This window comes from Subsaxibacter sp. CAU 1640 (assembly GCF_023156585.1).
In the GTDB taxonomy this organism is placed as follows: Bacteria; Bacteroidota; Bacteroidia; order Flavobacteriales; family Flavobacteriaceae; genus JBPOFM01.
In genome coordinates, this window is the sequence record NZ_JALNMI010000002.1 from 44268 (window position 1) to 59743 (window position 15476).

At 35.8% G+C, this 15476-nt stretch carries 15 protein-coding genes; 7 read left to right on the forward strand and 8 right to left on the reverse strand.

Going from position 1 to position 15476, the window contains the following annotated elements; all coding sequences use genetic code 11:
- Positions 1–68 precede the first annotated feature (68 nt).
- A complete protein-coding gene (locus M0G43_RS04725; RefSeq protein ID WP_248023908.1) occupies positions 69–1001 on the reverse strand; it encodes a peptidylprolyl isomerase in 933 nt (310 codons plus the stop codon).
- 122 nt (positions 1002–1123) lie between these two features.
- On the opposite strand from M0G43_RS04725, the gene M0G43_RS04730 reads away from it, so the two are divergent.
- Positions 1124–1573, forward strand: coding sequence for a hypothetical protein (locus M0G43_RS04730; protein WP_248023910.1), 450 nt, complete (start codon positions 1124–1126; stop codon positions 1571–1573).
- A gap of 14 nt (positions 1574–1587) precedes the next feature.
- Here the strand turns inward: M0G43_RS04730 and recQ are convergent, their stop codons facing one another.
- Complete coding sequence (gene recQ, locus M0G43_RS04735; protein ID WP_248023912.1) at positions 1588–3789, reverse strand: DNA helicase RecQ; 2202 nt, start codon at positions 3787–3789, stop codon at positions 1588–1590.
- An 88-nt stretch (positions 3790–3877) separates the two neighbouring features.
- Between recQ and M0G43_RS04740 the strand changes: the two genes are divergently transcribed.
- The 4 genes from M0G43_RS04740 to lptB all read left to right on the forward strand — a co-directional run bounded on the left by M0G43_RS04740 (position 3878) and on the right by lptB (position 6822).
- The gene (locus tag M0G43_RS04740) at positions 3878–4843 is read left to right on the forward strand and encodes an SIS domain-containing protein (RefSeq protein ID WP_248023914.1); all 966 of its coding nucleotides are present in this window, start codon (positions 3878–3880) and stop codon (positions 4841–4843) included.
- 23 nt (positions 4844–4866) lie between these two features.
- The gene (gene tatC / locus M0G43_RS04745; RefSeq protein WP_411039849.1) at positions 4867–5667 is read left to right on the forward strand and encodes a twin-arginine translocase subunit TatC; all 801 of its coding nucleotides are present in this window, start codon (positions 4867–4869) and stop codon (positions 5665–5667) included.
- On the forward strand, positions 5660–6007 hold the full coding sequence (locus M0G43_RS04750) for a carboxymuconolactone decarboxylase family protein (RefSeq protein WP_248023918.1): 348 nt from the start codon (positions 5660–5662) through the stop codon (positions 6005–6007). Before tatC ends, M0G43_RS04750 begins: the two co-directional genes overlap by 8 nt.
- A 74-nt stretch (positions 6008–6081) precedes the next feature.
- Positions 6082–6822, forward strand: coding sequence for an LPS export ABC transporter ATP-binding protein (lptB, locus tag M0G43_RS04755; protein ID WP_248023921.1), 741 nt, complete (start codon positions 6082–6084; stop codon positions 6820–6822).
- Between the two features lies 1 nt (position 6823).
- On the opposite strand, the gene M0G43_RS04760 is transcribed toward lptB, so the two are convergent.
- Positions 6824–7702 (reverse strand): DUF808 domain-containing protein, encoded by an 879-nt coding sequence (locus M0G43_RS04760; RefSeq protein WP_248023923.1) that lies wholly within the window; start codon positions 7700–7702, stop codon positions 6824–6826.
- Positions 7703–7722: 20 nt separating this feature from the next.
- Positions 7723–8484 (reverse strand): CDP-alcohol phosphatidyltransferase family protein, encoded by a 762-nt coding sequence (locus tag M0G43_RS04765; protein WP_248023925.1) that lies wholly within the window; start codon positions 8482–8484, stop codon positions 7723–7725.
- Between the two features lie 202 nt (positions 8485–8686).
- Here M0G43_RS04765 and M0G43_RS04770 point away from each other — a divergent pair, with 202 nt between their 5' ends.
- Both M0G43_RS04770 and M0G43_RS04775 read left to right on the forward strand, forming a co-directional pair.
- Positions 8687–9673, forward strand: coding sequence for a PorV/PorQ family protein (locus M0G43_RS04770; protein WP_248024779.1), 987 nt, complete (start codon positions 8687–8689; stop codon positions 9671–9673).
- A 14-nt stretch (positions 9674–9687) separates the two neighbouring features.
- Entirely contained in the window at positions 9688–10866 is a 1179-nt protein-coding gene (locus M0G43_RS04775) for a DUF4105 domain-containing protein (RefSeq protein WP_248023928.1), read from the forward strand.
- Here the strand turns inward: M0G43_RS04775 and M0G43_RS04780 are convergent.
- From M0G43_RS04780 to M0G43_RS04795, 4 genes are all read right to left on the reverse strand, one after another.
- Positions 10860–12254 carry an exopolysaccharide biosynthesis polyprenyl glycosylphosphotransferase gene (locus tag M0G43_RS04780; protein ID WP_248023929.1) on the reverse strand — a complete coding sequence of 465 codons (1395 nt, stop codon included), beginning with the start codon at positions 12252–12254 and terminating at the stop codon, positions 10860–10862. The two genes, M0G43_RS04775 and M0G43_RS04780, sit on opposite strands and share 7 nt — an antisense overlap.
- Before the next feature lie 53 nt (positions 12255–12307).
- A complete protein-coding gene (locus tag M0G43_RS04785) occupies positions 12308–12991 on the reverse strand; it encodes a glycosyltransferase family 4 protein (RefSeq protein WP_317231413.1) in 684 nt (227 codons plus the stop codon).
- 280 nt (positions 12992–13271) lie between these two features.
- Positions 13272–14636, reverse strand: coding sequence for an O-antigen ligase family protein (locus tag M0G43_RS04790; protein WP_248023933.1), 1365 nt, complete (start codon positions 14634–14636; stop codon positions 13272–13274).
- Positions 14637–14717: 81 nt separating this feature from the next.
- Complete coding sequence (locus tag M0G43_RS04795) at positions 14718–15455, reverse strand: transglutaminase domain-containing protein (RefSeq protein WP_248023935.1); 738 nt, start codon at positions 15453–15455, stop codon at positions 14718–14720.
- Between the last annotated feature and the right edge of the window lie 21 nt (positions 15456–15476).

Sequence of the window (15476 nt, forward strand, 5' to 3'; positions counted from 1 at the left end):
GTAAGATACTCAAAAAAAAGTCCCATTAAAAATGGGACGATTCAATTGCGATTTTGTTACAATTAATGTTATTTCACATTCATCAGCTCCACATCAAATACCAGAGTTGCGTTTGGTGGAATAACGCCGCCTGCTCCTGAAGGTCCATAACCCAAATCACTTGGTATGACCAATCTTGCTTTGTCTCCTACGTTCAATAGGCAGATACCTTCATCCCACCCTGGAATAACTTGACCAACACCAACTTGAAAATCAATAGGTTGGTTGCGTTTATATGAAGAATCAAATACAGTACCATCAGACAATTGTCCTTTGTAATGTACGGAAACCATATTACCTTTCTCCGCTTTTTTACCGCTTCCTTTTTGAATGATTTGATAACGCAATCCACTTTCGGTTTTTTCAAATCCAGCTGACAATGCATTTATTTCATCCTCTTTGGCAGCGCGTTCTGCGGCAATTCGCTTTTCACGAGCACCTTCAAAAGTTCTAAAAGCTTCAACAGCATTGAAATCTTCTGCATCCTTCCCTTGTCTAATGATTTCAACTTGATCCATCGTATCACCTTGAGCAACAGCGTCTACTACATCTTGGCCTTCAACCACCTTACCAAAAACAGTATGTTTATTATCCAACCAAGGTGTTTCTACGTGCGTAATGAAAAATTGGCTGCCGTTAGAACCAGGACCTGAATTTGCCATAGACAATACGCCAGGACCATCGTGTTTCAAATCTTTATGAAACTCATCATCAAACTTATATCCAGGATGACCTGTTCCAGTACCTTGAGGACAACCACCTTGGATCATAAAATCTGGAATGACTCGGTGGAATTTCAATCCGTCATAATAAGGTGTTCCTTGTGGTTTTGCAGAATTTTCCAAGTTTCCTTCGGCCAAAGCCACAAAATTACCAACAGTTCCAGGCGTTTTTTTGTATTCTAAATTCACCAAAATATCACCTTTGCTGGTTTTGAATTTGGCGTATAATCCGTCTTGCATAATTTAAATTTTGAATTGAAGTTGCAAAGATAAGAAAGAATGCGCGAAGCAGGAAGTTGGAAGTTTGAAGATATTTTGGATTTCAGTTTTATAACATTAGTTTTACAAAAAGAGAAAAAATTATGAAATTTTCCATTACGAGATTAAGAGCTGCATTTGGAGACATCAGAGCGATGGAAAAACTCCACGTAGATACGCATACCGAAGGAATCATTAATGACATTGAGAACGAGCCTTTTGCAATTTCAGCGTCTAACGTAATGTATGCTGATTTGGGAGAACTTGCTGGATATCATTTATTAAACACTGTTATTGTCGGATCATTTCATATAAAAACAATAAAAGGCGTTCAATTAAAAGTTAAAGGTTCAGATTTTGAATTGAATTTAAATTCTGATATGGTTGAAATCGAGTCTGATTTTTCAAATGTCTCAAACAGAAGCATTACTAGAATTGATTTTGAAATTGAAAAAGAAGACCTTTCAAAAATTTCCAAATCGAAAATTATATCTCTTGAGTTGATTGCGAAAAAACAACATATCGTGTTTTCAATTGCAGAAAAAAACAACTAGCAACGCAAAAAGATTTAATTGGCGACTTCGCTAATGAATTTTATGCGATAGAGTCTCAATTCTTCATCATCATATTCTCCATCAAATTCTTTAATGGCCACGTCGATTTTATCTGTGCTCGATTCCATAAAATAATCGTGAATTTCCTCCTGCTGGTCTTCATCCAATATTTCATCAATCCAGTAATTGATATTCAATTTGGTACCAGAATACACAATGGCTTCCAGTTCCTTGATAAACTCCTTCATCTTCATACCTTTTGCCTTGGCAATATCATCTAAAGGCAATTTTCTATCAATATTCTGAATGATATAGAGTTTCAATCCAGAATTAGACCCTGTAGTTTTAACGACAAAATCATCTGGTCTGTCAATATCGTTTTCATCAACATACCGAGATATCAACGCCACGAAATCTTTACCATATTTTTTTGCTTTCCCATCTCCTACGCCGTGAACATTACTCAATTCGTCAATAGTAATAGGATATTTCAAGGCCATATCTTCTAAAGATGGATCCTGAAATATAACGAATGGTGGCACTCCGAGTTTTTTGGCATTGCTTTTCCTCAAATCTTTGAGCATACTCATCAACCGTTCGTCAGCTACACCTCCATCTCCTTTTGAAGCGGTAATAATGCTATCATCGGTGCCTTCATCAAAAACGTGGTCTTCTGTCATCATAAAAGATGTGGGAGCTTTCATATAATTCTTCCCATCATTGGACAAACGCAAAACTCCATAGGTTTCGATGTCCTTTTTTAGAAGTCCAGCAACCAACACTTGACGAATCAAGGCCATCCAGTAGCGTTTATCTTTATCATCACCAATCCCAAAGAACTCTTGAGTATCGGTTTTATGTGATGAAATCAATGCATTGGACTTTCCTATGAGAACTTGAACCAAATCTTTCGACTTATATTTTTCGTTTGTTTTTTCAACAGTTCCAAGCAATGTTAAAACGTCATCCATCGCTTCGTGCTGCTTTTTAGGATGCCTTACATTATCATCCATATCGCCACCTTCGCCTGTTTCGTTATCAAACTCTTCTCCGAAATAGTGAAGGATGAATTTCCTTCTCGACACCGAACTTTCAGCAAAAGCAACCACTTCCTGTAACAAAGCTTGTCCAATTTCCTGTTCGGCAACAGGCTTACCAGACATAAATTTTTCGAGCTTTTCGATGTCTTTATAAGCATAGAATGCTAAACAATGACCTTCACCACCATCTCTTCCTGCACGACCAGTTTCCTGATAATAGCTTTCAATACTTTTCGGCATATCGTGATGAATGACAAAACGAACATCCGGCTTATCGATACCCATTCCGAAGGCTATTGTGGCAACCACAACATCTACATCTTCCATCAAAAACATATCCTGATGCTTCACCCTTGTTTTAGCATCCAAACCTGCGTGATAAGGAACCGCTTTGATACCATTAACCTGAAGTACCTGTGCCAATTCTTCAACTCTTTTTCTGCTTAAGCAATAAATGATTCCTGATTTCCCTTGATTTTGCTTGATAAAACGAATGATATCTGCATCTACATTTTTCGTTTTCGGACGAACTTCATAATATAAATTCGGTCTATTGAACGATGCCTTAAAGGTTTTTGCATTCGTAATGTTCAAACTTTTTAAAATATCCTCTTGAACTTTTGGAGTCGCCGTGGCAGTCAATCCAATAATTGGAATATCATTGCCAATCCGCTCTATGATTTGTTTTAAGTTGCGGTATTCCGGTCTAAAATCGTGTCCCCATTCACTGATACAATGAGCTTCGTCAACTGCCATAAAAGAAACAGTTTCAGATTTCAAGAATTCGACATACTCTTCTTTTGTCAAGGATTCAGGAGCAACATACAAAAGTTTGGTGACACCGTTTGAAATATCCTCTTTGACTTGTTTGATTTCGGTTTTGCTTAATGACGAGTTTAAAACGTGTGCAACACCTTCGTTTTGGGATACTGCTCGAATAGCATCTACTTGATTTTTCATCAGGGCAATCAACGGAGACACAATAATTGCAGTGCCGTCTTTAATTAAGGCTGGAAGTTGGTAGCACAATGATTTTCCGCCTCCAGTGGGCATAATCACAAACGTATTATGACCCGATACAATACTTTTTATGACCTCTTCTTGAAGCCCTTTGAATTTTGAGAAACCAAAATATTTTTTAAGAGCGCCATGCAAGTCAATTTCTGTTTTACTCATTAATCGCTATTAGTATTTTATATACATTTGCATTTAGTTTAAAGATACTAAAATTCTTCAAACGCATCAAACACAAAAATTATAAATTTTGAATCATAAACATTCTATTCTCAATACTGCCCAAAGGACCATTGAGTTAGAAAGCAAAGCAATTGCTCACCTCTCTTCTCTTCTTGATGATGATTTTGCAAATGCTGTCGAACTTATATATAACTCAAAAGGACGCGTAATTATTACAGGTATTGGTAAGAGTGCCATCATTGCAAATAAAATAGTCGCAACTTTAAATTCAACAGGAACGCCGTCAGTTTTTATGCACGCTGCAGATGCGATACACGGTGATTTGGGGCTGATGCTTGAAGACGACATTGTAATATGCATTTCAAAAAGTGGAAACACACCAGAAATTAAAGTTTTGGTTCCATTGATTAAAAATGCTAATAATAAAATGATTGCTATTACAGGCAATTCAAAATCGTTTTTAGGTCAACAGGCAGATTATATCTTGAATGCATATGTGGAGCAGGAAGCGTGCCCTAATAATTTAGCGCCTACCACCAGCACAACAGCTCAATTGGTCATAGGAGACTCCCTTGCCATTTGTCTATTGGAATTGCGAGGTTTTTCAAGTAGGGATTTTGCAAAGTATCATCCCGGCGGTGCACTTGGAAAACGTTTGTATTTGAGAGTAAGTGATTTGTCTTCAATGAACCAAAAACCGCAAGTACGATTGGACACTAATGTGAAACAGGTCATTGTAGAAATATCGGAAAAGATGTTAGGCGTTACAGCGGTTGTCGAGAACAATAAAATAGTTGGAATCATTACGGATGGCGATTTACGTAGAATGTTGTCAAAAAGTGAATCCTTTATGAACCTTACCGCAAAAGACATTATGAGTTCCAACCCAAAGCGTATCAGCAACAGTGCAATGGCCATTGACGCAATGGAACTGATGGAAGCAAATGAAATTTCACAGTTGTTAGTGGAAGAAAACGGTGAATACGCTGGTGTGGTTCACTTACACGATTTAATTAAAGAAGGCATTATCTAATGGCAAAAAAGAATACAGATCAGATGTCTTTTTTAGATCATCTTGAAGATTTACGTTGGCATTTAATCAGAAGTACTCTGGCAATTGTTATTGCTGGAACTGGTGCATTCATATTCTCAAGATTCATTTTTGATGAAATCATTTTTGGTCCAAAGAAAATGACTTTTCCCACCTATAAATATCTTTGTAAGATTTCACAATTTTTTGATTTTGAAAGTACCTTTTGTGCTGAAAGTTTTCCCTTTACCATTCAAAACAGAACAATGGGAGGACAATTTTCTGCGGATATATGGACAGCCATTTACGCAGGTTTAGTGATTGCTTTTCCTTATATCATTTATCAACTTTGGAGCTTTATCAGCCCTGGATTGCATCCGAATGAGCGAAAACATTCCAAAGGATTTATTCTTGTAACCTCATTTCTATTTTTTCTCGGAGTTTTGTTCGGATATTATGTGATCACACCATTATCCATCAACTTTTTAGGAACCTATACTGTTAGTTCCGAAATTACCAATGAAATTGATTTAAGCTCGTATATTTCACTGGTAAGATCATCGTCATTGGCTTCTGGGTTTGTATTTGAACTACCAATCATTATGTATTTTTTGACTAAAGTTGGTATAGTAACGCCTCAAATCTTAAAAAAATACAGAAAATTTGCTCTTGTTATCATCTTGATTTTATCGGCAATTATCACACCTCCAGATGTTGCTAGTCAGGTCATTGTGGCAATTCCAATCTTGATTTTATACCAAATTAGTATCTATATTTCTGCTGTTGTAGTTAGAAATCAAAATCGTAAAACAAAACAAAATGTCTGATATCGTCAAAGAATTCAATGAGTATCGTGCTAAAATGAATGATAAAATTTTGGCTGATAACAATAAAATCATCAAAAGGATTTTCAATCTTGACACCAATGCATATTCTGAAGGCGCTTTGGACGTCAAAACCAAAGAGTTGCTAGGTCTCGTAGCTTCAACGGTTTTGAGATGTGATGACTGTATCAAATACCATCTAGAAACAAGTTATAAAGAAGGTTTGACGAAGGCCGAAGTGGGTGAAGCTTTAGGAATTGCAACGCTTGTAGGAGGCACCATCGTGATACCACATCTGCGTAGAGCTTACGAATTTTGGGAAGCTTTGGAAAACCAAAGTTAAACTTTTAATAAATTGAAACTCTTATCCGAGTAGAAGATATGATTTTACTATTTTTAGCGTTCAGAAGTTAACTTATGAAGTTAAGAGCAGAAAATTTAATGAAGTCCTACAGTGGACGACAAGTGGTGAAAGGTGTCTCGTTGGAAGTCAACCAAGGAGAGATTGTTGGACTTTTGGGTCCCAATGGTGCTGGCAAAACCACTTCTTTCTATATGATTGTTGGTCTTATTAAGCCCAATAGTGGCAATATTTATCTTGAAGGTCAGGAAATCACAAAGTATCCAATGTACAAGCGTGCTCAAAACGGAATTGGTTATTTGGCTCAAGAAGCATCAGTCTTTCGAAAATTGAGCATTGAAGACAATATCTTAAGCGTTCTTCAAATGACAAAATTGAGCAAAAAGGAGCAACACGACAAGATGGAATCGTTAATAGAAGAGTTCAGTCTTGGTCACATTCGTAAAAGCCGAGGCGATTTATTGTCTGGTGGCGAGCGTCGACGTACTGAAATTGCTCGAGCATTGGCTACAGATCCTAACTTTATTCTCTTGGATGAACCATTTGCAGGTGTAGACCCGGTGGCTGTTGAAGATATTCAGCGTATTGTGGCACAATTGACCAAAAAGAATATTGGAATATTGATTACAGACCATAATGTCCAAGAAACCTTGGCAATTACCGATAGAACCTACTTAATGTTTGAAGGCAGTATCCTTAAAGCTGGTGTTCCTGAAGATTTGGCAAATGACGAAATGGTTCGTAAGGTTTATTTAGGTCAGAACTTTGAGTTGAGGAAAAAGAAGTTGATGTTTTAATTTACTTTTTGATTAAAGAAATTAGCTTTTTGATTGCATTAATCAAAATCAAAGCGACAATCCCAACACCCAATCCAACAATAAAATCTCTTATAAAAGAAGGCCAAGATTCAAGAAAATGATGCATAAACTCAAGATTATGCACAAAAATTCCTCCTGCTACCAGAAGTAATGCTATGGTTCCAATAACCGACAAACTTCTGACAACAATTGGTAGCGATTTAACCAAAAGATGTCCGAAAAAATCAGAGACACTTTTGTCTTTATCATTCATTTGAATCAATCTTAACCCAAAATCATCCATTCTAACAATGAGTGCCACAATGCCGTAAACTCCAACAGTAGCAATCATTGCAACTATCGTTACCACCAGAATCTGTGTCAATAATGGCTCCTCAATCACAGTTCCCAAGGCAATGATGACAATTTCTACAGACAATATAAAATCTGTCAGAATTGCTGATTTTATCTTTGATTTTTCAGCTGCCAAAACTTCCTCTTCAGTAGGTGTTTTTAAATCTATCGTATGGTCATCTTCGTGCTTATGAGGTACAAAAAATTCATAAATCTTTTCAGCTCCTTCATAAGCCAAATAAATTCCACCAGCAACAAGTGCAATGGTAATTGCAATGGGAAGAAACGCACTCAACAAGAAAGCAATCGGCAAAATTATCACCTTGTTCAAGAATGAGCCCTTTGAAATAGCCCATAACACAGGAATTTCTCTAGACGATACAAAACCTGAAGCCTTTTCGGCGTTTACAGCCAAGTCATCACCCAATATTCCTGCTGTTTTTTTGGTTGAAATTTTAGCCATTGCACCTACATCATCCATAAGTGCTGCTATATCGTCGAGTAATGCAAAAAATCCTGAAGCCATTTTTTAAGTTTAGGAATGTATCATTTTTTCATCAAAGATTCAGAAATCAAAGATAGAATGATATAAGAAAGAATAATAATTGGAATTGCAGCAAAATGTAACAACACCAATAAAACCATCGTCAAAATAAGGAATACATATCTTACGGCATTATCCTTGAATCCGAAGTTCTTGAACTTCAGTGCAAACAATTTTATATGGGAATTCAACAAATAACAACTCACCAAAGTCATACCTATCAAAAACCATTTGTTTACGATAGTAGCGTTCATCAAATCGCTATTTTGAAATTCCATAATTAAAGGCAAAGAAATGATGAGTAGCGCATTTGCGGGAGTTGGCAAGCCTTTAAAGTAGCTTTTCTGGTCTTCATCTACGTTGAATTTTGCCAATCGGTAAGCCGAAGCAAGCGGAATCAATAAACCAATCAATGGAATCCAAGAGATTTTAAATCCGGTCCAATGCATACTGCTTGTCCAAACATCTGAAGACTCAATAAAATAAGGCGTATCGACTGCAATAGATAACAACTTAAACATCACAACGCCAGGAACCAAGCCACTGGTCACCATATCCGCGAGCGAATCGAGCTGTATTCCCAAAGGACTTTGGACATTCAATTTTCTGGCCAACAATCCATCAAAAAAATCAAAGAAAATACCCAAAAACACAAAAATTGCAGCTGCCACAAAATTGTTATAAACCGCAAAAATCACTGCAATAGAGCCACAGAACAAATTAAGGAGCGTGACGATGTTCGGAATGTGCTTTTTAAGACTCATCAAATTATTTTCTGTAAAAATAGGAAACTATTTGCGTCTATGATAAGATTCATACAATAACTCAATAAAATTGAAGTTTATTAGATTAAAAATAAAGTGCATCTTTGTAAAAATTTCTTTGCTATTGAAAACTAAACTACTTATTGCTCTTCTGCTATGCGCTGCCGTAAGTTTTGCCCAAACCAAGTATTCCAACGAATTTATGAACATTGGTGTCGATGCTGCCGCTTTGGGTATGAGCAATACTGTCGTTTCTCAAACAGGTGATGTCAATTCTGGTTATTGGAATCCAGCTGGTCTGGTCAAGCTGGAAGACAAGCAGATAGCTTTGATGCACTCCAGTTATTTCGCCAATATTGCCAACTACGATTATGCAGCTTTTGCGATGCCTCTGGATGATAGAAGTGCTGTTGGTATATCCTTGATTCGTTTTGGAGTCGATGACATTTTGGATACCACACAACTTATTGATGAGCAAGGAAATATCAATTATGATAGAATTAGTCTGTTTTCTGCTGTGGATTATGGTTTGACAATTTCTTACGCGAGACATTTGCCGATAGATGGCTTAAGTTATGGAATCAACGCAAAAATCATCCGAAGAATTATAGGTGATTTTGCCAATTCTTGGGGTTTTGGTCTTGATGCTGGTATTCAATTTGAAAGCAAGAATGATTGGAAGTTTGGAATAATGGCAAGAGATATAACTACCACATTCAATGCCTGGACTTTTGATGATGAAAAATTGGCGACCATTCAAAATGCGATTGAGGGCCAAAATCAAGAAGTACCTGAAAACACGGAGTTGACCATTCCAAAACTTCAAATTGGAATGTCTAAAAAGTTTATTTTTCATTATGATTATTCGCTGGTAACTGCTTTAGATTTGAATGTGCGTTTTGAGCAAAACAATGACATTATTTCAACATCCTTTGCGAGCATCAATCCTGCATTAGGTTTTGAATTTGGTTATACAGATTTGGTGTTTCTTCGTGCTGGTGTTGGAAACTTTCAGAATGAATTACAGATTGACAATTCTGAAAATTTGACCTTTCAGCCTAACTTTGGTGTCGGCTTCAAATATCGTGGCATTCAGTTGGATTATGCATTTACAGATATTGGCGATCAAAGTGCAGCTTTATACAGCAATGTGTTCTCGCTCAAACTCGATTTTAGTATCTTTAGATAGTTTATCTTTCGTTTATGAAATTAAAACTATTCCTTCTTCTACAATTATTTTCGCTAACAGTTTTTGCACAGTCTCACGAGTTATCTCCAAATGCAGAAATTTCTGTCTTGACCTTTGGACCAGGTAAAAATTTAAATGACGCGTTCGGTCATAGCGCCTTTAGGGTTAAAGATCAATCTGTGGGAATGGATGTAGTCTATGGTTATGGCGAATATGATTTTGACACACCGAATTTCTATTTGAAGTTTGCCCAAGGAAAGTTGAACTATCAAATGAGCAAACACGATTTTGTTGATATTTATAGATACTATTCCTATTTCAATCGTACCATCGAGGAGCAGGTTTTAAATCTTTCTGCTGCTGAAAAACAAAGTTTCTACAATTATTTAGTTGAAAATTACCAACCTGAAAACAGAAAATATCTCTATGATTTTTTCTATGACAATTGTGCTACTAGAATTAGGGACGTTGCCGAAGCATCGATTGATGGTGAAATAAAATTCACGCCTTCTAAAGATTTTAAGGCAAAAACATTCAGGGAACTGATTCACGATCAAGTAGGACTGAATACTTGGGGAAGCTTTGGGATTGACATTGCTTTGGGCTCGGTCATTGATAAACAAGCGACTCCATACGAACATATGTTTTTGCCAAAATACATTCATCAGTTTTTTGGGAATGCAACACTTGAATCTGACAAAAAATTGGTCAAGGATTCAAAAGTAATTTTCAAAAGTGCTGAAAAGCCGAATAGCAGCAACTTTTTATGGAGTCCTTTGATGATTATGGGAATTGTTTCGATCATCATTCTTTTCATCACCTATAAAGACCATCAAAAGCAAAAACGCTCCAAATGGGTTGATTTATTGCTATTCGGAATCACAGGATTGATAGGAATTGCCATCCTTTTACTTTGGTTTGCAACAGACCATACAGGGACAGCCCAAAATTACAATGTGTTGTGGGCCTTTCCGCTAAATTTATTTATCATTGGACAATTATTGAGCAAACGAGTGAGAAATTGGTTTAGAAACTACTTAAAGTTTCTAATCATAATGCTTGTGCTGCTTTGTTTTCATTGGATAATGAACATACAGGTTTATGCAGTTGGTTTGATTCCTTTTCTGATTGCTCTTTTGATACGTTACGTGTTTCTTCTTAAACATTTTAAAGATACTCAAGAAGTTTATTGACCTCTATAGTAAAGAATAGTACTTAAAGTTTTTACGACAATATTCAAATCCAAAAACAAACTTCTATGTTTGATATAGTATAAATCATATTGAAGTTTTGTGAGACTTTCATCCACTGAAGCACCATATCTTGTGTTTACTTGAGCCCAACCCGTCAAACCAGGCTTCACAATATGTCGTGTTTCGTAAAAAGGTATAATCTGTGACAATTCTTGAACAAAATAAGGGCGCTCTGGTCTGGGACCTATAATGCTCATTTCGCCTTTTATAACATTTATAAACTGCGGAAACTCGTCCAATCTAGTTCTTCTTAAAAATTTTCCGAATTTCGTAATTCTTGCATCATCCTTTTGAGCCCATTTTGCACCATTAGCCTCTGCATCTGTTACCATACTGCGCAACTTCATAATTCTAAAAGGAATTCCGTTCTTCCCTACTCTTTCTTGTGTATAAAAAAGCGGTCCTCTATTTCCCAAAATATTACCTATAATAACTAATGGCAACAATACCAGCCCTAAAATCAAACCTACTAAAGAAAATATCAAATCAAAAGCACGATGAAAAAATAAGTATAAAGTATTTTGATTGCTTCGGCTGAACGGAAAATATTTATAAAAATCCTTGCCGACATATTGAATTGGAACACGGTAAGTCAATTCTTCGTAAACTTGTGTATATTCTCTAATCGTAAATCCCTTTTCCAAAAGAGTAATGAGATCATGATAAATTTCCGAAGTAATCGTCTCTGAATTATAACTAGCCACCAAAACTTCTGAAATCTTTTGTTCAGAAATGACCTTTGCTAGATCTTTAGGTTGAAACTCCTTTAAACCTTTAAATTTGATTGGATCTTCAGATGTTTCTTCACAGTTAATAAAACCGACTATTTTGTAGTTAGGATCAGAGACATTTAATGCCTTTACAATGTTTTCAACGTAGCTAATTTCTCCGACCAATAGTACTCTTTTGTAAAATCTTGGAGAGGCTACAAATGTCACGTAACACAATCTCCATATAAAAATCATAATGATGATGGCCAAATAGAAATAAAGGATCTGCAAACGCTTTTCAGGAAGAAATGGTGTATAATATGGCGTAAGAAAATAGAATAATATTGTAGTGGAAGCTACTAGAACAATATTTCTGAAGGTTACATCCAGTTTGCTTGCTTTCTGTAAATCGTAAAGTTCAAAAATGGTACCAAAAATCATTAAATAAATAGCCAATACAATTAAGTAGATTGTATTTTCGCTTTTTATAAGCAAGTAATTATAAGGCACAAAGAGTTCCAACAAGTAAAGTCCAAAGAACACAAATATTAGGTCGAAAATACGCAGTAAGATTTTGCGCTCTGAAACTTCGAAATGAATATCTTTTTTTCTCCCCATTAAATCCTTGGATATTTACTTTGTAAAGATAATAAGATAAAAAAGATTCATAATTAGTTTCGAAGAATTTCGTTCCATTTTAACCTAACCATCTGCCAATCATATTGTTCAGAAGAGAACCTTGCATTTATTGCTAATGTTTTGCACGCAGCTCTATCATTGAACAATTTTATAATTTCATGTGTCATTTCATCGGTATTATTTTGCTCAACTAAAATACCATTCTTTCCCTTCTCGATTAAAAATGGCATACCACCAACATTTGTGGAAACCACAGGAAGACCAAGAGCCATCGCTTCAATGACACTAATAGGGGTGTTATCTACATTTGCAGTATTGATAAAAATGTTATAATCTTTCGAGAGCTCCAACCACTCTCTTTTGAGCAGCTTACCCGTAAACCTTACATTCAAATCCAATTCGTTGGATAAATTTCTGGCTTCCATCATAGTACCATCAGAGTCAGGTCCAATCATACAAAGGGAAGCTTCAAGACCCAATTTCTTCAATTGATTTAAAACCTTTATAGCCATCAAAGGATTATAAATTTTTGAGAATGAACGCACCCACAACAATTTTGGCTTATCAAACGTTCGTTTAAAGAATTGATAATTTGAAAGTTCAATGGTATTTGGTACATATTCAACATTATAAAACCCTTTCAGTTCAAATTGCTCTTTCAAGTATGATGATGGCGCAACATTCACTTGACAATTGTTGAATATTAGAGCACTCATTTTAGGGCTTGACTGCAGTCTTTCTGGTAATTTGCCACCATGCAGAATTGGAATATAAGGTAGACCACACAACCGACAAAGTTGACTCACCAAAAAAGCATAATAAAAATTCTGGGTACTATAAGTGTCTATTAAAACAATGTTTACAGTTCGTGAGTAGCGTAAAACTTTGAATAGCATATCGCATAACCGCAATATCTTATTTCTTTTATTTGACGCATAGTAAACTTGATATCCCTCCTTTTCCAAAAGTGGGCCTAAAGTTGCCATATATGAAACATTAGACGTTTCCTGTGTCAAGTTGTTTCCTATGTAGAGGATTTTTGTCATGTGTAACATTCAATAGTGCGAGGGCATAAATAAAGGCTGGCATAGCTATTCTCATGGACATATGGTTAATGGTCAGGAACCAAAATGCCAAGAAAGCATAGAAATAATAATTCTGTTGGTTCCTGGATCGAATAGCAAAGGGCTTAAAAATCAAAATAATTAAGATTACCACACCGAATATTCCATGTTCGGCTAAAGTTCGACTAAATTCGCTATGAGAGGTAATGCCCTGCCCCTCCTCTTCAATACGCTGGTCCTTCGCTCTACTTGATCCAATTCCAAGAAAGGGATGAGACACAAAGCCCTCTAATTCTTCTTTAAACAATTGTCCTCTCCCCGTGGTGATGTCCTGCTTTTCTCTTCCCAGAACATCTTTGTTGGCATATCTTAAGTCTATTAACCCATCTGACTGGTAAGAACTGATCATCCACGATGTAACTAAACTAATACAAAGCATGGTAAATACGCCAATAATCTCATTTTTTTTTTTTATGGATACTTTCTTATAAAATGAGAATAAAAACACCAATATTGTGAGAATGGCCGCCAATACCCCTCCTCTACTGAAAGTTGACACAGCACGAAATGAAATTGCTATTAAAAGGATTGAATTAAGAATTTTTAGAGAAAAGGACGGTGATTTGATAAAAAGCCTTATGGAAATCAAAATCATTCCTAAACCTAATATTGCAGATACCTGATTAGGCCCAAATCCACCTGATGCTTCATGATTGGAGCCTGTTCCAGACAACACTTCTCGCAAGTTTGGAGTATAAAAATAGATGTATACTGTATGGGCTATAATAGGAAGTACCATAAAGTATAAAATTGATGACATTTCTGCAAAAGTGACACGCTTGTCATAGCAAAACAAGGCTGCAAGGCCCAGACACACAGGACCACTCAATACAAAGGCAATGTTGGTTCTAAAATGTGCATCAAAACTTAAAGTAGTCGATGCCACAAAAATCGACGGTATTAAAAACATCAAATAAATGAAATATGGATATCCTTTGCCAGAGAGCCCTCTATAAAACATTCCAACTAGAACAAACAATATGACCAAATATTTTCCTGCCTCATACGAAAAAGCACCCTTTGTCATTCGGAAAAGTACTTCAGCACCGACAAAATAAGCACATGCCTTTAATACCTCAAATGTTTTCAAATTGGATGGAGCTACGATAATTCTAGCAAAAAAATAAACTAACGCAAACAGGAAATAAATTTTGGCTAGGCCTTCATTTAAATATACTAGAAAACCAATTGCAACATGTAAAATAATTGCACTGATATAGGAAATATTGGTTTTCAAAAGGTTAAAGGTATTACAATTGTCTTTTTAGCACTTTATACAAATTGGAATTTATTCAATTTCCAAAGAGAGATATACAGATTAAGAAAATATAGCTTTATAATTATCAAAAGGGAAACGGTAATGGTAACTCTTATTTAAAGCAAATAATATAAAATGTATAATAAAAATAGGCAAATGAGGTCTCAATACTGATAAATATCGGTCATATATTTTATTATGATAACCACAAATTAAAAAGGGGGTAATTGAAGAGTTCAAATAGTTCTTATTTACTGTAGCTTCTTCTACCATATTATCTTCATTAAATGATTTAAAAAAGATAGGTTGACCTAATCGTTTCATTTGATAAAGTTCAACGACTGACAAAGGTGCCCCCTCATCATTATAGAACATAAAGTTCCAATAAACATCAACAAGTATCCATTTTTGTAAATCTCCACAATAGACTTCATTGAATGAATGTCCCCCAAAATCCCTGTTAAATGGAGCACTTGTTGTTCCCCATTCCCTAACCGCAATGTCATTTACCACGCAAAAATTATTAAAAACTTGTGCCATATCACTACAAACACCACCTTTCCCTGCAAGCATTATTTGAAGAGCTTCAGCCGACGGCTCACTTAAGCCAGGTCCACCTTTAATATTGTTTTTTAACCATACGCCAAGCAATCTTACAGTTTCTAGGTCAGAGTCGGGCCTACCGTCGTTAAAAATTAATTTGTTTATTTCAAAAAAATATGCAGGGATATCTTCTTTTCTATTAAGTGCATTATAATTCAGACTCCTAATCTCTTCTAAATTTGAATTTTTTGACAACAAGCGAAACCTTGTTAAGTA

Excerpts from the sequence above, each read along its gene's own strand:
- M0G43_RS04725 (WP_248023908.1), bottom strand. The coding sequence starts at position 1,001 with ATGCAAGACGGATTATACGCCAAATTCAAAACCAGCAAAGGTGATATT.
- M0G43_RS04730 (WP_248023910.1), top strand. The coding sequence starts at position 1,124 with ATGAAATTTTCCATTACGAGATTAAGAGCTGCATTTGGAGACATCAGA.
- recQ (WP_248023912.1), bottom strand. The coding sequence starts at position 3,789 with ATGAGTAAAACAGAAATTGACTTGCATGGCGCTCTTAAAAAATATTTT.
- tatC (WP_411039849.1), top strand. The coding sequence starts at position 4,867 with ATGTCTTTTTTAGATCATCTTGAAGATTTACGTTGGCATTTAATCAGA.
- M0G43_RS04750 (WP_248023918.1), top strand. The coding sequence starts at position 5,660 with ATGTCTGATATCGTCAAAGAATTCAATGAGTATCGTGCTAAAATGAAT.
- lptB (WP_248023921.1), top strand. The coding sequence starts at position 6,082 with ATGAAGTTAAGAGCAGAAAATTTAATGAAGTCCTACAGTGGACGACAA.
- M0G43_RS04760 (WP_248023923.1), bottom strand. The coding sequence starts at position 7,702 with ATGGCTTCAGGATTTTTTGCATTACTCGACGATATAGCAGCACTTATG.
- M0G43_RS04765 (WP_248023925.1), bottom strand. The coding sequence starts at position 8,484 with ATGAGTCTTAAAAAGCACATTCCGAACATCGTCACGCTCCTTAATTTG.
- M0G43_RS04770 (WP_248024779.1), top strand. The coding sequence starts at position 8,687 with ATGAACATTGGTGTCGATGCTGCCGCTTTGGGTATGAGCAATACTGTC.
- M0G43_RS04775 (WP_248023928.1), top strand. The coding sequence starts at position 9,688 with ATGAAATTAAAACTATTCCTTCTTCTACAATTATTTTCGCTAACAGTT.
- M0G43_RS04780 (WP_248023929.1), bottom strand. The coding sequence starts at position 12,254 with ATGGGGAGAAAAAAAGATATTCATTTCGAAGTTTCAGAGCGCAAAATC.
- M0G43_RS04785 (WP_317231413.1), bottom strand. The coding sequence starts at position 12,991 with ATGAGTGCTCTAATATTCAACAATTGTCAAGTGAATGTTGCGCCATCA.